Source organism: Paenibacillus sp. FSL R5-0914 (genome assembly GCF_038004525.1).
Classification (GTDB): Bacteria; Bacillota; Bacilli; order Paenibacillales; family Paenibacillaceae; genus Paenibacillus_AQ.
Genome location: NZ_JBBORH010000001.1, coordinates 2036017 through 2056930 on the forward strand (window position 1 = coordinate 2036017; position 20914 = coordinate 2056930).

The following is a 20914-nucleotide window of genomic DNA, read 5'->3' on the forward strand; positions in this document are numbered from 1 at the left end:
GAACGAGAAACTGGTTTATCCGTATCTATTATTCGGAGTGGTAGGGGCAGTATTTTTTCATCATTTCAATGGTTTCTTCATCACGTGGATGATTTCTTTCAGATAGGCCGGAAATGACCCCGGAACGTCCTTCTTCTTTTAGATTCTGCCCAAACTTAAACTTCGCCGTGATCTCATCTGGGGTAATGCGCACTACCGCGACGCCCTTTAGACGGGGACGGTATTTAGGGTCCTCTGCATCTATCTGATTATAGCCGCCCTCGGGCTGGAGTTTTTTCATAAATAAGGAGAGTACGATGGCTTTTTCGCTAATGTCTTCGACGGGCTCGGCTATGCCGTAGGCGGTAACACTTTTAAAATATGCGGTTGCTGGGCAGGCCATCTCTGGGTCGCTAAAATAAGACGGAATCAGTGCATACTCATCCGCTACGGTAAAGCAGACCTTCTGCTGATTGCGGATCGCCTTCATTTTGCCGCCAGCATGACTACCGTGGAAATAGAAACACCCATCTGTATATACAAAATTCAGCGGTGTCACCCGCGGTAGCCCCTGTTCATCGCTTGTACCGAGAAAACCGAAGCTCATTCCGTCTAGAAAAGAGATTAATTCTTCCTCCTGATCTACTTGAAATTCTTTTCTGCGCATAGGGTTCACGTCCTTATTCTTAATAGTGTAGAGCATTTGCTCCGATGTAGATGTTCTTTCAAGAATAGTAGAGTAGTTGACAATTAAAAAGGACCAATTAAGATAGTTTTTAATGGACCACTTGCTGGCCAAGGAGGGAAACAATGAATATTACGCTGGCATTCGATCAATATCTGGCGATACACCGCTACAAATATTTAGCGTTATATCATGCACTTCGCGCTGGAATATTGGAGGGAACTCTCCCGGGTGGCACTCAGCTGCCGTCTACACGAAGTCTGGCTATGCACTATGACTTGTCGCGCGGATCGGTCTCGCAGGTGTATGAAATGTTGCTCGCTGATGGTTATGTAAGGACGGTGACTGGACGAGGGACATTCGTATCAAAAGATAGCTTTGTTTCAGCTTCTGGAGATAATAAGCGTGGAAATGTGACTTTGGGTGAGGCGGCAGATGCTGCTGGGGGAGGCTCTGCATCTGAGAGAACGATCCCACTTTCGGTATGGGGAGAACGACTGCTCACGCGCCCGACACCCTTGTATGAGCAGCGTAGCAAGAATGTTGTAAGCTTCCTTAGCGGCGGTATGCGGATGGAGTACTTTCCTTACGCCGAATGGCGCAGTGCGCTAACGTATGCTGGAGGGAAAGAAGGCGGTATGCTGCAAAGCACTTGTCCTCCCGAAGGAGATGAAGGGCTTCGCAAAGCTATCGCTGCGCATCTGCGGATTACCCGCGGGATTCGTGCGGATGTAGAGCATATCGTATTGTTTAGCGGTTCGATGCAAGGCATCGTTATTTTGACCCAGCTGCTGCTGGATGCAGGGAACGAAGCGGTTGTCGAGGATCCGGGTTTCCATGGGATTCGCCGAGCGGTAGAGATCAATGGGGGACGATTGCTGGTAGGAAAGCTGGATGATAGCGGTCTAATTCCGGAGGATTGGGATGCGCGTCTGTTGTTTGTTACACCAAGTCGCCAATTTCCTACAGGTGTGGTGCTCCCTTTGGAACGGAGGCGTATCTTGCTGGAATGGGCGCAGCGACATGAAGCGGTAATCATTGAAGATGATTATGACAGTGAGTTTCGGTGGTCAGGACGTCCAATCGAGCCATTAAAAGCGCTAGATCGCGGAGAACGGGTCGTGTATATTGGCTCCTTCTCAAACACGATGTTCTCTGGCCTTCGGCTTGGCTTTGCTGTGCTTCCACCCTCTCTGGTAAAGCCGACGATCGCCGCTAAGGCGCTATATGAGCCTTTACCAGTCGGACTGCTGGAACAGCGGGCATTGGCTCGTTTTATGAATACCGGCGGCTATGGCCGTCATCTGCGTCGGATGACCCGCATTTATGGTGAACGCGGTCGCATCCTTAGGACGATGCTGTCGGAACAGCTTAATGAGCTGTTTGAGCTGCTGCCTGGCGATGCGGGGCTGCAAGTATATGCGCGGTGGCTACGCAGTAGAGAAGAGTTCGTGGCATTCCGGGCGGCAGCGCACAGGCGCGGCACGGATTTCAGAGATGTGGCGTTATATCAAGTTTCGCCGGGGGAGCCAGCCGCATGTTTTGCTTTTGCCCATCTGAATGCTGTGGAGCTGGAGGAAGGAATAAAGCGCCTGCTTTTGGCGTGGGAAGATGTACAAACTGCAACATGACAAGGTATGATGGTGGGGATGGGAAGCAAAACGAAGTGAATGCTGACGATGCAAGTTATGCGGAGTAACTCAAGTAGATTATGCTAACAAAACAATGTGAATGCTTACGAAGTGAGTTTTGCGGAGTAACTCAAGCAGATTATGCTAACAAAACTTTTAGGAGGGAACGTTATGCTGCACGCATCGCCATCCTCTTTTGTTATATTACCTGCCTTGGCGAAGATTGTGTGCGAACCAAGCTGGAAATGGCAAAAAAGAGAGAAGTCGCTGCAAAATTATGATTTATTCTATGTATGGAGCGGGGAAGGGACGGTTATTCGTAACGGGGAACCCTTCCAAGTGGGCAAGGGGAGCTGCTTCTTGTTCCGTCCGGGTGACCATACTAGCGCTACTCATAATCCGCAAAGACCACTTGTCCTTACATATATTCATTTTGATGTCACCGGAGAGGTGACGGATGTTCCGCTGCCCTATCGCGTACTTGCAGAAACCGTTGAATTTGAGCATCTGCTTGCTCGTTACGTCCGGCTGTTCCTAGTGGATACGTACGCGGCTGAGGAAGAAGGGCAGCTTGTTCTAAAGCAACTAATGATTCATCTGCTTAGGGAGGACCGAGTGAAGCCTGTAGAACGTTATGCTAGCAACCATTTAACAGAGATTATTCACGAAATAGCGAATTATGTGAGCCAACATCCCGGGATTTCGCATCGCGTAGAGGATCTTGCTGCACGTGCAGGGCTGTCGCCTCGGTATTTCTCAATTAAGTTTAAGGAGCTTACTGGCTCTTCCGTTCAATCTTATGTCATTCGAGCTCGGATTGAGCGTGCTCAGCATTTGCTGCTCTACGCTGGGATGAATGTTACTGAGGTAGCGGATGCACTTGGATACCGTGACATTTTCTTTTTCAGCCGCCAGTTCAAGCAGTATACCGGAAAAAGTCCATCTGAGATCCGCTGATTTGCATTCGTTGTTTCAGTTATTTCATCCAAGGGTAAATACTTTGCAGTTTAGTTTACAGAGAATTTACATAACTTCTTGGAAGGGGAGACGCATGGGATGATGATCAGACGCCGAATCTGCAACACCGATTGTAAAAGTGGAGGCGCAGGACTTTTTAGAAACCGTTTGAGAAGATTAAAACAATCGAGTGCTTTTGCCATAGATAGCTGGTTCTAAAATGAGAAGGTATACAATCGCTGGATATGACCAAAGACTTTAAATAACCGGGGCCAACAGGCTTCCGGTTTTTTTGAAATATAAGACATAAACGCTTACCGTCCTTATAAGGATGCCGCTAGGCATTTATGCTTGGCAAACTGAAGGATTTATCGTTCCTCTCGTTGTATTTGATACAATAGAATAAATCTCCTGTGAGGGTAATTTTGCATTCTGTTGCATATCTTACATTCAATTGCCCAAAAAACGCCCATACTAGAGATTATCACGGTGATCTATTGCATGATGTAACAGAGTTCCAGAGCATATAGGTGGGAGGAGAGATAAAATGTACGAAATCGTACTGATACGTCATGGTGAAAGCCAGTACAATGTGCAGAATTTGTTTACGGGTTGGAGTGATCCGGATTTAACCGAGAAGGGTATTCAAGAGGCTAAGGCTGCTGGCAAGCTTTTGAAGGATGAAGGGTATACATTTGATCTAGCTTTTGCATCGGTACTCAAACGATCGATCAAAACACTCAACTATGTTCTCGATGAAATGGATCTGCTGTGGATTCCTGTGCAAAAGTCCTGGAAGCTGAATGAACGGCATTATGGTGCACTTCAGGGACTTAGTAAAAGTGAAACGGCGATAAAATACGGTGAAGAACAATTGCATCTCTGGCGACGGAGTTTATCGGTTCGGCCTCCACTGCTTGAGCTTAATGATCCTCGGTATGCCAGAAATGATATTCGTTATAGCAGTATTCGTCCGGAGGATATTCCGCGAGGCGAGAGTCTGGAAGATACTGTTCATCGTGTGGGTGATTTCTGGAGAAACCGCATCGTTCCCCTTGTACGTAAAAAGGAACGGGTGCTCATTTCAGCCCATGGCAATACACTGCGAGCGTTGATCAAATTTATGGAAGATATTGATGAGGCAGCACTGCTGGAGCTCAATATTCCTACAGGAGTACCACTCGTGTACAAACTGGATGAGGACATTAATCCAATCAGCCGCTTTTATTTAGGAGATCCGGAACAGGTTGCGGCCAAGGCGCGTGATGTTGCTAAGCAAGGACATGTGTAATAGGCGTAACAGATGTAAATAGAGCATATAATGACTTGAAAAGATTAAGGGACAGCCATGGGGCTGTCCTTTTATTTTTAGTGTGTAGTAGGTGTCCAAAAGGTAAATGCAGTAGATGTTAACATATTATCCATTGCCAATGATAGAATAATACTATATAGTTACATTGATAATGATTATCAATATCATCATATAATATGTCGATTGGAGTGAATTATTTTGTTTAAATCTCCAAAAACTTATCTATTGCTTGTGTTTACTTTGGTTATAACGTTACTGCTAGCAGCTTGCGGACAAGCAGTTGAGCATAACAACTCCTCAGTAGATGGGACAGAGAGTGCCGTATCTTCATCAAACACCAATGACTCATCCAGCGAAGTGGACATGGTTACATATCAAGCAAGTAACGGAGATATTCAAGTACCCAGACATCCGAAACGGATTGTCGATTTAACCTCCTTCGACACTGGATACTTCTTGGCGTTAGGTATCAAACCGGTTGGTGTTATGAATGGTGTCTTAAACAGTCCCTACTTTGAAGGAATGCTGGAAGGCGTTCAAGGCCTTGGGGATGAACCATCTCTTGAACACATTTTAGAGCTGAACCCTGATCTTATTGTTGTATTCTCCGGAATGGAAGGACTCGACAAGCTGGCTGAAATAGCGCCAGTAGTAGCCATTCAATACGGTGCAAAAACTATCAGAGATCAAATGCTTGATTTCGGTACATTAACGGGGAAAGAAGCCGAAGCTAAAGCTTGGGTGGAACAATGGAACAAAAAAATCAAAGAATTGAAGCCTAAGGTGTTAGCAGCTGTAGGTGGCAAAACCGTTTCTATCCTAAATCCGTTTTCCGGTGGACTATTCGTATTCGGTCACAGCTACGGGCGCGGTGGAGAAATTATTTATAATGAATTTGGCCTGAAAGCACCTCCTGAAGCGCAGAAAGAAGCTATAGACAGCGGCACTGGTTGGGCAACAATCTCCCTTGAGAAGCTGCCTCAATTTGCTGGAGATATTGTATTCACATGCCCATGGGCTGGCGATACGAGCGATCCGAAAATCGTCTATGACAACCCCTTGTGGAAGCATCTTCCTGCCGTAAAAGCAGGCAACGTATTCCAACTGGACCCAACCGCTGATACATATAGTGATCCCGTTACGCTTGAAGCGCAGTTAAATTACATTACGGAGAGTCTTTTATCTGCAAAATAATTCTACTTCAACGAAAGTTCACGAACTTGCATTTGGTTTTTATAGCAGGGAGAATCGGCATTAAGCGATGCTGATTCTCCCTGCTATTTTTAATGTAGCTGTTTTATAATGGGCCCATCTTAACTTCGGTTTATAAGTTTAGCTATCGGCCGAGTGAGCCTTTTTAGTTATTTTGAAAAACTTGAATTCTGTGATACATGAGTATATTCAATAAATCTATGAGGATTTTCTATGTTAGGATGATATTTCTGATGATAGTATTCAATGTAAGTTTAAAAAGTAAAGGAGGAATTAATGAACATTTTCGCACGTTTTAATTTGTAAGTATGAGTTAGGAGAATTATGTGAAAAATCTAAACCGGTTTAGATTTAATCAGTAACACACTTGATGCTTGAATAAGCCTTACTCCACAGCGGCTAGCGCTCTTAGAGAATAACTCCTTCCTGAAAGTAAAATCATCCTATCGGTTTATGAAGCGAACGTTTATGCATTAGAAATTTTTAATTGAAATCTCGCTCTTTACGATGACCCATTATCCTAAGCTGTACCTTAATCGAAAGGAATGGTGATAAATATGAGGAAAAATTGTAATCGCTTACTTAAAATATTATTCTGCTGCATTCTGATAACCTCAATCATAACGCCTAGTACCAGTTCTCCCGTTTTGGCTAAGGTTCTCCCGGGATTAGCGGATGTGTCCAGAGAAGTGGCCGCTGAAGGTATTGTGTTGCTACAAAATCCGGAGTATAAACCAGCAGGATCACAAGTAAATGAGAATGAACAAGTGCTCCCTATCAAGATGAGTGAAAATGTATCGGTATTTGGCCGCATACAAGCGCATTATTACAAGTCAGGCACAGGATCTGGCGGTGCGGTAAGAGTAGATTATGTGAATGGGATTCTGGAAGGTCTTCGGAACAATCCCAGTCTCAAGTTAAATGAAGATCTGGCGAAGGTTTATGCCGACTGGATCAAAAAGAATCCTTTCAACAATGGCGGTGGTGGCTGGGCAGCAGAGCCGTGGTCACAGGCAGAAATGCCTTTAACCGATGAAATTGTGGATGCAGCAAAAGCAAAAACGGATACAGCTGTGGTCATCATCGGTAGAACAGCCGGTGAAGATAAGGATAATACGGACGTCAAGGGTGCCTATAAGCTGACAGACCTTGAAGTAGACATGCTCAACCGGGTCTATGCCAAATTCGACCGAGTGGCCATCGTATTGAACGTAGCCAACGTTATCGATATGTCATGGGCTAAAAACTATCCCAAAGCTGCTATTTTGTACACATGGCAAGGGGGGATGGAAGGCGGTAGCGCAGTAGCCGACGTACTGACCGGAGATGTTACGCCAAGCGGAAAATTGAGCGATACGATTGCAGCTACACTTGCTGACTATCCTTCTACTGCACATTTTGGCAGCAAAACTGAAAATTCTTATAGTGAGGATATTTATGTAGGCTACCGCTATTTTGAGACCTTTGCTCCGGATAAGGTGCTCTATCCATTTGGGTACGGACTGTCCTATACCAATTTCAAGATCACGACTGATAATGTCAACGCTGGTGAGAATGAGGTTGCAGTGACTGTAACTGTTCAGAATACAGGTAAGGTGGAAGGCAAAGAAGTTGTACAGATTTATTACGGTGCACCACAAGGTAAACTTGGCAAGCCTGCCAAGGAGCTTGCTGCTTTTGCTAAGACCCGGCTGTTACAGCCTGGGGAATCACAGTCGATCACCATCACGTATGACACCAAAGATATGGCCTCATATGATGACAGTGGAATTACAGGTCATGATTCATCTTATGTCCTAGAAGCTGGTGACTATAATATTTACGTAGGCAACAGTGTAAGTGACAGCGAAAAGCATGGAGTATACAGCCTTAATGCTTTGAAGGTTGTAGAAACCTTGCAGGAAGCGCTCGCGCCAACTAAGGAATTTGATCGTATCAAACCAGGACAACCGAATGAAAATGGTACTTTTACCACTGTCACTGAAAAGGTACCGACACGGACTACCGACTTGGATGAAAGAATCAAGCAAAATCTCCCTGCGTCCATTCCACAAACTGGGGACAAGGGTTATACCTTATTGGATGTATACAATCAGAAAGTGACTATGGATCAGTTCATTGCACAATTGTCCAACAACGATCTGGGGGCCATTATTTTAGGGGAAGGGATGTCCAGCCCCAAAGTTACTGCCGGAACCGCTGCGGCTTTTGGTGGTGTCACTAAAAATCTGCTGAAATTCGGACTCCCTATCGACAGTGCTGCCGACGGTCCTTCAGGAATCCGGATGGAGACCAATGCAGAGAAGGCAACCAGTATCCCGAACGGGACGATGCTTGCCTGTACGTGGAACACCGAGCTGAATGAAAGATTGTTCGATCTTCTCGGTAAAGAAATGCTGATTAACAATATCGATACGCTGCTTGGACCGGGAATCAATATCCACAGAAGTCCCCTGAACGGAAGAAACTTTGAGTATTTTTCAGAGGATCCGTTACTGACAGGCATCATGGCTGCTGCGCAGACAAGAGGTCTTCAGAAGAACGGTACATCGCCTACTATTAAGCATTTCGCAGCGAACAATCAGGAAACGGATAGACATCTTGTGAATGCACTTGTCTCTGAAAGAGCGCTTCGCGAGATTTATTTGAAAGGTTATGAAATGGCAGTAAAGAGTGGAAAGGCGCGTTCAGTGATGACGTCCTATGGTCCGGTAAACGGAACTTGGGCTTCCAGTAACTATGACCTGAATACGACCATCCTCCGTGGAGAGTGGGGCTTTGACGGGATTGTCATGACAGACTGGTGGGCGAAGATGAGTGAGGATCAGGGCTTCTATGCCACTACCAATCGTTATGATGAAACCAACGGCAAAGCCATGGTCCGTGCCCAAAATGACCTTTACATGGTAATTCCGAACGATTATGCAGAAACGCATAAGAATCGGAATAACAGTACCTTTAATACGATGACATCGCTTGCTAACGGCAGTCTGACCCTGGGAGAATTGCAGCGTTCTGCCAAGAATATCACGAGCTTTTTGATGAAATCTCCAGCCTTTGCAAGAACGGCAAAGATTGATTATGTGGTCAATTATACGCCGGGAAGAGATTGGTTCCGGGTGAATACGGACAAATCAGGAGATCCACAGCTCTCTGATATTACGGTTGGCGGCAAAAAGATCAAAATATTTAATCCATTGAAACTCGACTATAAAGCCTTTGGTGAAACGACTGAAACTAGCAGCTATCCTGAAGTCAAAGCTACGGCGATAGCTGGTGTAGACGTAAGTATACGACAAGCCGATAAAGATAGACCGGCTGCTGTAATTACTGCTTCGGCCGGAGGAGAGAAACGGATCTACAAGGTTATTTTCTCTTCGGAGGAAGGCTTGGAACCGATTTTTGAGAATCCGACCTATGCTTATTTAAAGAATATCTCTATTGATGGTAAGCCGCTTGAGGGGTTTGCACAGACTAGGTTCAGTTATGATGTAGGTCTCAGTAACGGGGCTACTTTACCTGAAGTTACGTTTGAAACGAATGATGGTGTAAAAGCAACGGCCAACGTAGATCTCATCAATAAAAGAGTGACGATCAAATGTATCAGCTCCGATCAGGCGAATTCCTATGTGATACAATTTGGTACGACACCACAGAGCGATGAGTTCGATAGTACAAATCTAAGCAACTTCTGGACGATTAATAAAGAGACTGCTACCAATACAGAAAACAACAAAAACTGGTCTTTGAGCACTGCTCTCGGCAATTTGAGAATCATCGCTGAAAGAGGCGACTTCTGGAGTGATCATGCAGATTTGAAGAACTATTTCCAGCAGGAGGCCTTCGGCAACTGGGAAGCAACAGTGAAAATTAATATGAGCAAAGCGCCAAATCAAAATTATAACGGCGTCGGCATCACGGCTTCACAGGATAACAATAACTATATCTGGGTGAAGTATGAATACAGTAGCGGCAAGATCATCGGTATGACCAAAGAAACCGGAGGTACGGAGCCTGTTACCATCGGACAACTGTCTGCCAGTCAGCTCACCAGTATTTTTGGAGAAAAGAAAGAGCTGTATTTACGTTTGAAAAAAATAGGCAACAGCTATTCCGGTTATGTCAGCGCTGACGGCAAGGAATATATTTCACTTGGCAGTACAACTGCGAATTATGCCAATCCGAAGTTTGGATTACTTGCATCTAATGGAAGTCAGAATCTTACAGATCCATTTGTTGTTGATTTTGATTATGTCAGAATCAACAGTGATGTAGCTTTGGCAGTAAAGAAGATTGGGAAAAATACTAAATTGAAGGTAGCTGAGACGGAATTTGCCTCCATTACTCCGATAATCACGCCAGTAAGCAGTAATGACGTAGACGGTGGATTATGCTACACCAACACAAGTAAGGGAGAAGCCATCTCCTATAAGGTAAATGTAGAGAAAGAAGGCATGTACAAAGTCACATCACGAATTCGCTCTAGCCAATCGGATGTCGCCCAAATGTCCTTTGGCATCTATGATGGCGATAAGCTACTGGGTACCTTCGACCTCACCACGACTAAAGGGGTATGGAAAACCTTTAGAATTCCTGATATTCAGCTGTCGGCGGGCGAGCATACCCTTAGAATTGTATTTGAGAGTGCTGGTATTGACCTGAACTGGCTAACCTTCCAGCTGAAGCAGGACAATGTAGACACATCGGTGTTAGATGCGGATATCAAGGCTGCTCAAAATATCGATATGAATGCATACACAGCTTACAAAAAGCTCAAATTCAACGCTGTGCTGGATGAGGTTAAGGCTGTTCTTGCTGAGCCGATTAACGACGAGGTTGTTGCAGAAGCCATAGCTTCCTTGAAAGCGGCTATAACAGATTTGAGCATATCGTCTATGCCAATCAATATTGCTCCGAGAGAAACGCTGAAAGTAGAGAACGGTATTAGAATCTATCCTTATAATGCACCATGGATTTATGCAACGAATACCCAGTTCAGATTCGAAAGTGGTACGGATGCCATGAGTTATGTCAATTCTAATGACCTTGTTTATTTCGGTCAGGTTGACTTAACTAATCTTGTGGAAGTAAGAGTGCAGTATGCCCGTGAAGGCGGATCGTCTCCATCTTTTAAATTCTATACAGAGGCTGACAATACGGGTAAACCAGTTAAAAGAGCTACTACACAAGGAAGAGCATACGCTGATGCTTACAGCGGCGGAGGTTCTTTTGAACTTGGTAATGAATTTGCAAGCATTAGTTTTGCTCAGAAAGCAGGCGCTGCTTGGGGGAATTATGGAATGGCAAGCACTAAACAAACGCCTGGAAATTCTTACATTGATCATTATTTGACAGCGGAAACCTTCCTAGACAGAACCAAAGTGACTGGAAAACAAAATGTGTATATGATTTTTAACGGATTAAATGCAAATTTACAATATGTTGAACTCATTTATGCTGATCCGATTGAAGTCACCTTCGATCAGAATTATCTGGACTCACCGGCTCCTACCAAAGTAACCGCATTTAAAGGTGAAGCATTAAGCACCTTACCTCGGGTACCGGAACGTGAAGGCTACATTTTTGCTGGCTGGTTTGATAATAAAGAAGGGACTGGTAATGCATTAACCGTAGAAACGGTAATGAACATAAGCACGGTGTATTATGCCAAATGGACAGAAGATACCCATGCTAAAGAAATTATATCGATTGTTCAGCCGCAACTGCTGAGTGTGCCGTTCGGAACTGCTGCAGGAGAATTGAATTTACCAGCTACAGTGGAAGCTACATTGGGCAACAAAAGGGTAATTCACTTGCCTGTACAATGGGATAGTAAAGATTTCAACGGTGGAAAAGCGGGGAGTTATACGCTGGCAGGTAGCTTTGAGCTTCCTGAGGGGGTATTGAATAGTACCCATCAAACTGTTTCTATTACAGTGGTTGTACTGCCAGAAGGCACTAAACCTATCCAGATTACTAAAGTTGAGAAGCTGGAGGGCAAAAATGTTGAATTTGGCACCGCTTTTGATAAGTTGGAATTGCCGTCTTCAGCTACAGTAACGCTTGATACCTATGAGCAGAAGGAACTTGTTGTTAAATGGAGCCCTGCTGGTTATAACGGCAATGTGGAAGGATCATACGTGCTGAGCGGTACTATGGTATTAGAAGAAGGAATGATCAACCCTAATGATCTGAAAGCTTCCATCACCATTCAGGTAATGCCCGAAGTGATTCGTGTCGCTGAGATTGTCACAGTGCAGGATTTGGAAAGTAAGAGCGTTCCATTCGGCACTCCATTTAATGGATTGAAGCTACCATCATCGGTCATAGCTACTTTGAACAACGGTGAGACAAAGGCGATATCCATCGATTGGAATAGTGAAGGTTACAATAGCGATAAGCAAGGAGCTTATATCCTGAAAGGAGCGCTAGTACCTCTGGAAGGTGTCAGCAATCCCAAAGACCTGAAGGCATCCATTACGATCGAAGTACTGCCGGAGGTCATTACGATACCGGAAATCACGGCAGTGCAAGCACTAGCAAGTAAAAGTGTTGCTTATGGTACCAGTTTTGGCGCACTGGAGCTACCAGCTTCAGTATCAGTAACCCTGAATACCGGGATGAATAAGGTCGTTTCTGTTCAGTGGAACAAGGAAGGCTATAACGGTAATACGGAAGGAACGTACACCATCAAGGGGGATCTTGTCTTCCCTGAGGGTATAGCTAATCCACTTGGCCTGAAGGTACAGATCTCTGTGATCGTTAAACCTTACAGCGGTGGAGCTGGTGGTCAACCAAGTACACCAACACCGACTACCCCAGCGGAACCTTCAGTACCATCGATTCCTGGAGAAGTCGTAAAACCTGGAGAACAGCAGCCTCAGTCTCCGATAACAGATGGAAAAACGAAGACACCGGAGCTAATCAGACAAGAGCTTAAGAATAAGTTTAAAGATGCTACTCTAATTCCTAGCTGGGCAGAATCTGCGATTGCAGCGCTGGTGGAGAGAAATATTATCGGCGGACGCACAGACGGAAGCTTTGATCCAAGTGGGAAGGTAAACCGTGCCGAGTTTGTTGCCATGGTAGTAAAAAGCTTCAACTTCAGCATGGGCGAGAATCAAAAGCAGTTTACTGACGTTCTGAAAGATGCTTGGTATAAAAACTATGTTGAGATTGGGACTTCTAATCAACTGATCAATGGTATCGGTAATGGCATGTTTGCTCCTAATAGCAGCATTAGCCGTCAGGACCTGTGTGTAATTCTATTCAATGCATTGAAGAGACTGAATGTTGAATTGCCGCAAGCGACTAACCATGACTTCCCAGATGATGCTTCTATTGCGGGTTATGCTAAAGAAGCGGTCTATGCCTTCAAAGATCTTGGTATTGTAAATGGAGGCAGCGGTGGAAAAATGGATCCGACAGCTTCGGCCTCAAGAGCTGAAGCAGCTGTGATCATCAACAATGTACTGGATTACTATGCTAGCGTAACAAGCTCTAAAGTGAAATAAACAAAACAAGGGTATCCCGGCGCCGATTTTTAATCGGTTAGGGATACCCTTATTTTGTTATATTATAGCTTTACTAAAGCGGCCGATGTAGCGTCCCTAGCAATTCCCCCATCTTTACCTTCGTGTTGACCTCAAGCTTGGGTCTCGGGGTAAAAGTACCGCTCTCCATAAGTAGTACTACAGTAGAGCCGAACTCGAAATAGGCTAGATCATCGCCGATTTGCCACTCGGTAGCGTTAGCATCCGTATACCCGATGCTGCTGACGTTCATCGCGCCTACCTTTACTACTGCTGTTTCTCCGTAGTCTCCGGCGATATACGTGATAAGACGTTCATTGCGATTCAGTACGCCCTTCATATGTCGCATGCCGAAATCGTTGACAGGATAGGCTCGTCCACGAATATGATCACTCTCAACCTTATGTCCAGTAAGGGGAGAGTGAATCCGGTGATAATCCGTAGGACTTAGATAAAGGACGAAGAAAAATCCTCTCTTGTATAGCTCCAGATGCGGAGAATGATTCAGTAGATCCTCGATCTTATAATCCTGCCCTTTTACATTCATAATCGTACCAGAGGAAATGTCACCCATAGCAGTAATCATTGCATCTACGGGACTAACTAAAGCGTCAGCATCGGTTGCAATAGGCCGCATGCCAGGCTTCAGCCGGCGGCTGAAAAACTCATTAAGAGTGAGATATTCTCCAGGATTCTTCTCCGCTTGGGCGGAGGGGATTTGATAAGTCTTAATAAATACCGGGATTAGAAAACGGCTGAGTCTACTATGAGAAAAAGACCCCATTAACCGTGAAAGCCATCGGTGCGAGGATAGCTCGGTCATTAGCCGCAGCAATTGTTTTACCATGCCCATCTCCCTTCCATAATACAGCAGTACGGTCGTATGTGGCCGCCTTCTGCTCTGCATTATATTGACATAGAATAGGAGACAAATCAATAACTGTTATATATGAGGCTGTTCTTTTCTAGTAAAAAACGTGCGTATCCCATAGGTCTTCGGTAACTCTCCTTCCAAATCTCCGTAAGGCCGGCTTTGTGAAATCCATAGCGTTGGTCGCGGCCATTGCATTCTATGAAGAAGATGCGACCATCCTTTGTAATGCCTATATCCAGTCCGATATCGGCCAGCCCTGGAAGGTCTTGTTCGAGACAACGAGCTATAACAAGGCTAAGTGTTTCGACAGCCATACGGATATGGGCCGCTATTCCTCTAGAGAAGGCTTTTTCCAGCGCAAAGGAAGAGCTTAACGCTTCTCCTCCACGGGCTATATTAGAGACAAACCCCCCAGGGGGTGCTAGTTTAGCAAAGAGACCGGTAACCTGCCAATCGCCTCCCCAGCCGCGTTGAACGGTGACGCGTAAATCAAAGGGACGTCCTCCAATCTCAGCAAGGGGAATACGCTCCTGCACGAGATAAGGGACAGAGGCAAGGCGTGCCCGGAGCATTTTTGGCAGCGCCCCCTGATATACAGGAGTGCTTATCCAGCGCCGCATGGAGGGGGAGAGATAATTTAAGCTCCAGCGCTGAGGCCCTTTACGAACCAGTCGCATGACCCCATTCCCAATGCTTCCACGGCAAGGTTTAAGAATAAGATCGGGATAACGATTCATCATTTGTTTGAGTCCAGATACGCCAGTTGTTGCTGGCAAAACCTCACGCAGCTCTTCATGCTGCTCAAGCAGTTCATGGATCTCATCCTTGCCGTATCGATTGCAAGTATTGTACACCAAAGGATGGTGCCGTAGCAGACGTTGCATTCCTGGGCTATTCTGGCTGTATATGGCCCGGTTATGGATGACAGTTGGCGTAGAAACTACTACGCTTTTATATCCATGAGATCCCTTTATATAGGCGGCGCTGAAGCCTGAGTCTGTATCGATGTCCGCGAGCTTCAGAAAGCAGGGAACTAGGCCGTATGCAGCGGCCGCCTCTTCATAGTTGGATAGAGACTCCTGTCCTGTTTTTAGCCGGGGAACGCCCCGGTGCATATCGGCATTTAGTAGTATTCCAACGAGCTTATGCCCCATGTTTGTTCCTCCTGTTTCTTCCGTCACGTGATTCCCGCTTTTACTACTCTTGTCATTGTATGTTTGTACCCGCATGTCAGGGTGGACGAATGCGCGGCGGCAGAAGCCTTTTTTTAAATATAAGAAAGTATAAATTTCATCAGAATCTTATTAAGGGCTTATCGCAAAAGGGTGTCATCAGCCCATACCGCTGCATATGATGCCTAGGAGAAACAATAGATGGAAGGAGGAGACTGCTTGTGAGGGGTTCCAAAAAAAAGCAGCCGCGCAGTCCACAAAAACGACTCTACTATGTAGATAATCCCAATATAAAGGAACTGAGCATGCTGGAAAGCAAAGGCAGTTCTAAGGATTCGGGGAGCAGCAATGACGGAGTCAGTAAAGCAGAGCTCGCTGATGTTCAGGTAAGTGGAGGAGCAATCGCTGAAGTCGTTCAAGAGGAATCAATTTCCGTACCAGTTCTGCAACCAGAGCCAGAGCCTATAGTGGAAGAGCAGCTTCAGAAACAGGCGGATAATCTTCCTGAGACGATTTGGTTCGCTCCTGAAAAAGAGCGGTTCCAGCCCGTTTATACAGATGATCTATCGGATGCAGCAGTTACAGGAGCTAAAATCGCTCCACGTACCATTGACGGTTCTAAGCTGAAGTTCGGCATTATTGGTACACCATGGTTGCAAGATTACGCTGTACAGAGCATCAATATCGCGGACAAGGCAGTTACTTCTTCGAAAATCGCGCCTGAATCCATTGTGGGTGAACATTTAGCTGAAGGAAGCGTAAGTGGCGGTAAACTGCTGGATCATTCCATCAGTGGAGAGAAGCTGAAGAACGGTAGTATTAGTCCAGAGAAGCTGGCTGATCGGATTATCGGCGGCGGTCAAATTGCGGATAAATCAATTGAGAGCCGTCATTTGAGCGATCTGATTATTACGGCTGATCTACTGGAAGATGGAGCGGTTACTGGTGAGAAAATAGGAAGCAGCAGCATCACAGGCCGCCACATCGCAAACGGGAGTATTGACCGTTCCAAGCTAGCTGATGCAGCAGTATCTGGCGATATAATAGCCGATGGTGAAATCAGCAGCTCCAAACTGGCTGATGCTGTGATTGAGGGTCGCCATCTTAGCGATGCTTTGATAACCGCTAGACATTTGGCTCCGGGAGCGATCGGACCAGGGCAGCTTGCCAGCAAGCTGATCGGCAAGGAGCAGCTCCAGTCGGGTGTAATCGAAGGCGCACATGTAGCGGATGGTGCTATTGGTTCCAAGCAGCTAGGTGCAGAAGTAGTGAGAAGCATCCATCTAAGTGCAGAAAGCGTACACGGTTCCCATATCAGCGACGGGGAAATAACGAGTCGCCATCTAGCTGACCGAAGTATCTCCTTTTTAAAGCTAACAGAGGGTGCGGTAGGTACTGCACAGCTGGTTGAGCAAGCGGTCACCTCATCGAAAATCGCTGATCAAAGCATACTCGCACATAAGCTAGCAGATGAAGCTGTAACCACCAGACATATTGCCAAATCCGCCATACGCGGACCGCAAATTGCTATGCAAGCTGTTTCCTCTAATCATCTGGAACGTGAGGCTGTGAACCACTCCCATTTAGCTTCGGAAGCGGTAGGCTCGGAGCAGCTTATGGATGAAGCTGTTCATACGGAACATCTATCCTCTGGTGCTGTTACTGGAGAAAAGCTGGCCTCAGAGTCTGTGGGTGCGGAGCACCTGCGTCCACAGAGCGTTACTTCCGCCAAGTTAGCGGACGGAGTGGTGAGCTCGGCTAAACTAGCAGCAGGATCGGTCATTGGAAGTACGATTGCTCGTGAAGTGGTAAGTGGTGAGCATATCGCTTTTTGTGCAGTGGAGGAGAAACATCTAGCAGATGCCAGCGTGAGCGGTCGTGCCTTGCAGGATGCTGTAGTGGATAAAGATCATCTTGCCACTGGAGCTGTGGAACGGAGACATCTCGGAGAAAATAGTGTGACTACTGCTGCGATTCAGTCCGGTTCGGTTTCAGGCGATAAGCTGGCTTCTGCTTCGGTGAGAGAGATTCATTTGGCCGCTGGGGCAGTGCAGCCACATCATCTGGCAGATCATGTGGTGACATCGTTAAAGCTGTCCCCGGAAAGTGTATCGACGGATAAGATTAGTGATTTATCGGTCACATCGGCTAAGCTTGCTGATGGAAGTGTGGATTCCAGTAAATTAGCAGTGTCGGCAGTTCAGGCAGAGCATTTATCTGTGAATGCAGTTCATTCAAAATCCATTAGTGACAGTGCGGTTCAGAGCAGACATATGAATCCGGGAAGTATCGGCGGGGCGCATATCCGGCCGTTGTCCATCGGAAATGGTCATATCATTCCTAATTCCATCTCTTCGATTCAAATACAGGAGGGCAGCATTAGCGGGTCTAAGCTGGCCAAAGGGGCTGTGGATTCCCAGCATCTTTCACCGGGCAGTGTAGACGGCAGCCATCTATGTATGGATACGATTGAAGGACGTCATATCGGGCATGGTGAGATCAAGCTGGCTCATCTAGCCGAAGATGCACGTAGTTCCGACTTGCTGCCAGAAGGCAGTGTTACCGGAGAGAAGCTCGCAGAAGAATCCGTAGATTCTATTCATCTAGTACCCGCAAGTGTAGACGGAAGTCATCTGAGGCTGGGTGCAGTAGAAGGTCGTCACATTCAGCATGGTGAAATCACACTGGCTCATTTGGCAGAAGAAACGTTTAGCTCTGAGCTACTGCCTAACGGTAGTATTACCGGCGAGAAGCTCGCTGAGGAATCCGTAGGTTCTATTCATCTCATGGCCGGAAGTGTAGATGGCAGTCATCTGAGCTCGGATACAGTGAAGGGACGTCATATTGGGCACAGTGAAATCACCTTAGCTCATCTAGCCAAAGATGCACGTAGCGCAGACTTGCTCCCAGATGGCAGTATTACCAGAGAAAAGCTGGCGGAAGAATCTGTGAACTCAAATCATCTTATACCTGGAAGTGTGAATGGCAGCCATCTGAGCCCGGATACAGTAGAAGGCCGCCATATCGGGTACGGTGAAATCACCTTAGCTCATCTAGCCAAAGATGCACGTAGCGCAGACTTGCTTCCAGATGGCAGTATTACCAGAGAAAAGCTGGCGAGAGAATCTGTAAATTCAAATCATTTAATACCTGGAAGTGTGGATGGCAGTCATCTGAGTCCGGATGCAGTGGAAGGCCGTCATATCCGAAATGGTGAGATTACGTTAGATCATTTGGCAAAAGAAACGCGCAGCTCTGAATTGTTACCCGACGGTAGTATCACCAGTGAGAAGCTGGCAGTAGAATCCGTAGATTCAAATCATCTAATACCAGGAAGTGTAGATGGCAGTCATTTGAGTCCGGACGCAGTGGAAGGCCGTCATATCCGAAATGGTGAGATTACGTTAGCTCATTTGGCAAAAGAAACACGTAGCTCTGAATTGCTGCCGGACGGTAGCATTACCGGTGAGAAGCTGGCAGTAGAATCCGTAGATTCAAATCATCTAATACCAGGAAGTGTAGATGGCAGTCATTTGAGTCCAGACGCAGTGGAAGGCCGTCATATCCGAAATGGTGAGATTACGTTAGCTCATTTGGCAAAAGAAACACGTAGCTCTGAATTGCTGCCGGACGGTAGCATTACCGGTGAGAAGCTGGCAGAAGAATCCGTTAGTTCTATTCATCTTGAACCTGGAAGTGTAGGGAGTAGTCATCTGAGTTCGGGTGCAGTAGAAGGCCATCATATCGGGTATGGTGAGATTACAATGGCTCATCTAGCACCAGAGACACGCAGCTCAGAATTACTGCCGGACGGCAGCATTACCGGAGAGAAGCTGGCAGAAGAATCCGTAGATTCAAACCATCTGGCACCAGGAAGTGTAGATGGCAGTCATTTGAGCTCAGGTGCAGTAGAACGACGTCATATCGGGTACGGTGAGATTACCCTGGCTCATCTAGCACCAGAAACACGCAGCTCCGATTTCCTGCCAGATGGTAGCATTACGGGTGAGAAGCTGGCAGAAGAATCCGTAGATTCAGTTCATCTTGTACCAGAAAGTGTGGATGGTAGTCATCTGAGCCCGGGTACAGTAGAAGGACGTCATATCGCATACGGTGAAATCACCCTAGCTCATCTGTCAGAAGAGGTTCGTAGTTCTGATCTGCTGCCGGACGGCAGCCTTACCGGAGAGAAGTTGGCAAAAGCATCCGTAGATTCAAATCATCTTGTGCCTGGAAGTGTAAATGGAAGTCACCTGAGTCCAAGTACAGTAAAAGGCCGTCATATCCGGCACGGAGAGATTACTCTGGCTCATCTGTCAGAAGAGGTTCGTAGTTCTGATCTGCTGCCAGATGGTAGCATTCCTGGTAAGAAGCTGGAGGGTGGATCCATTCATGCTTTCCATCTGGCCCCAGGCAGCGTGTATGGGGGGCATTTAGCGGGGGATACGATAGATAGCCGTCATCTGCGATCTGGGTGTATCACCTTGAAGCATCTGTCAGAAGAGGTGCACAGCTCCGATCTGTTGCCGGATGGCAGCATAACAGGTGGAAAGATTGAAGGCGGAACTATCCAATCATTCCATTTGGCCCCAGGTAGCGTCTTTGGTGGGCATTTGGTAGAGGAAGCGGTGGATGGTCATCACATTCGATCAGACAGCATCACCTTGAAGCATTTGTCAGAAGAGGTCCGCAGTTCCGATCTATTGCCGCAAGGCAGTATTACTGAAGAAAAGTTAGCCGAAGGCTCAGTGAATGCTTTACATTTGCAGTCGTGGAGTGTGTACGGAGAGCATCTGGCTGACAAAATCGTAGAGGATCGGCACTTGCAGCCTGGTATCATCAAATTGGAGCATCTCGCAGATGAAACTCGCACCTCAGCGCTGCTTCCGGATGCAAGCATCGATGGAGCCAAGCTGAAGGCAGACAGTATTGATTCCGTTCATCTGATTGAGGGTAGTGTAGGCACGAAAGAGCTTCAGGACGAAGCGGTGGTTGCTTCGAAGATCTCTTCATTTTCTATTCAAGCGCGTCATCTAGAGGAAGAGAGCGTTCAAGATTATCATATTGCCCCCGGCGCAGTAAATGGGTTCCATTTGGCACCGAGTTCTGTAAATGCTGAGCATCTATCCTTCAGTCCGATTCAGACTGCAGGTAAGCGAGAAGCGCTTCAGCAGTTTGGAATGACAGCATTCATGTTCAATGGGGATGCTGAGAGTGTGGAAGTGACCGTATCGTTCGATGAGAACTTTGGTCATACCGGTTATGTGCTCGTCGCCATGACGAATCAACCTTACTTCTATGCTTCCTTAAAGAGCAGAGCCAATGGAGATGCAGTGATACAAGTGGTGCGACTGCGCGAAACTCCGCATTTCTATGGGGTCATCTCTTGGATTGCTATCGGCGCTCCATTAGCCAGACCGGCAGTGGATGATCGTGTGTTTGATTAATTCGCAATGATGATGTACAAAATGCTAAGCGCAGCCGATGGCTGCGCTTTTTGTTGTGTTGTCCTCCTAGCAATTAAGAGGGTGAGTACATTTGTCCTGTTTTCCACATGACA

9 protein-coding genes are annotated in these 20914 nt (G+C 46.3%); 6 read left to right on the top strand and 3 right to left on the bottom strand.

What is annotated here, in order from left to right:
- Positions 1–28: 28 nt before the first annotated feature.
- Positions 29–646 carry a pyridoxamine 5'-phosphate oxidase family protein gene (locus MKX60_RS09005; protein WP_042191524.1) on the bottom strand — a complete coding sequence of 206 codons (618 nt, stop codon included), beginning with the start codon at positions 644–646 and terminating at the stop codon, positions 29–31.
- A gap of 143 nt (positions 647–789) precedes the next feature.
- On the opposite strand from MKX60_RS09005, the gene pdxR reads away from it, so the two are divergent.
- The 5 genes from pdxR (at position 790) to MKX60_RS09030 (ending at position 13290) form a co-directional block, all read left to right on the top strand.
- A complete protein-coding gene (gene pdxR, locus MKX60_RS09010; protein WP_341059545.1) occupies positions 790–2295 on the top strand; it encodes a MocR-like pyridoxine biosynthesis transcription factor PdxR in 1506 nt (501 codons plus the stop codon).
- A gap of 171 nt (positions 2296–2466) precedes the next feature.
- Positions 2467–3252, top strand: a complete 786-nt coding sequence (locus MKX60_RS09015) for a helix-turn-helix domain-containing protein (protein ID WP_042191520.1) — start codon at positions 2467–2469, stop codon at positions 3250–3252.
- 547 nt (positions 3253–3799) lie between these two features.
- Entirely contained in the window at positions 3800–4543 is a 744-nt protein-coding gene (gene gpmA, locus MKX60_RS09020) for a 2,3-diphosphoglycerate-dependent phosphoglycerate mutase (RefSeq protein WP_042191518.1), read from the top strand.
- Between the two features lie 219 nt (positions 4544–4762).
- Positions 4763–5758 carry an ABC transporter substrate-binding protein gene (locus MKX60_RS09025; protein WP_076285228.1) on the top strand — a complete coding sequence of 332 codons (996 nt, stop codon included), beginning with the start codon at positions 4763–4765 and terminating at the stop codon, positions 5756–5758.
- A 695-nt stretch (positions 5759–6453) separates the two neighbouring features.
- On the top strand, positions 6454–13290 hold the full coding sequence (locus MKX60_RS09030; RefSeq protein WP_341059547.1) for a glycoside hydrolase family 3 N-terminal domain-containing protein: 6837 nt from the start codon (positions 6454–6456) through the stop codon (positions 13288–13290).
- Positions 13291–13363: 73 nt separating this feature from the next.
- Here the strand turns inward: MKX60_RS09030 and asd are convergent, their stop codons facing one another.
- Both asd and MKX60_RS09040 read right to left on the bottom strand, forming a co-directional pair.
- A complete protein-coding gene (asd, locus tag MKX60_RS09035) occupies positions 13364–14155 on the bottom strand; it encodes an archaetidylserine decarboxylase (RefSeq protein WP_042191516.1) in 792 nt (263 codons plus the stop codon).
- Between the two features lie 86 nt (positions 14156–14241).
- Positions 14242–15336 carry a YheC/YheD family endospore coat-associated protein gene (locus MKX60_RS09040; protein WP_076285226.1) on the bottom strand — a complete coding sequence of 365 codons (1095 nt, stop codon included), beginning with the start codon at positions 15334–15336 and terminating at the stop codon, positions 14242–14244.
- 239 nt (positions 15337–15575) lie between these two features.
- Between MKX60_RS09040 and MKX60_RS09045 the strand changes: the two genes are divergently transcribed.
- Complete coding sequence (locus MKX60_RS09045; RefSeq protein WP_341059548.1) at positions 15576–20801, top strand: WIAG-tail domain; 5226 nt, start codon at positions 15576–15578, stop codon at positions 20799–20801.
- The last annotated feature ends 113 nt before the right edge of the window (positions 20802–20914 follow it).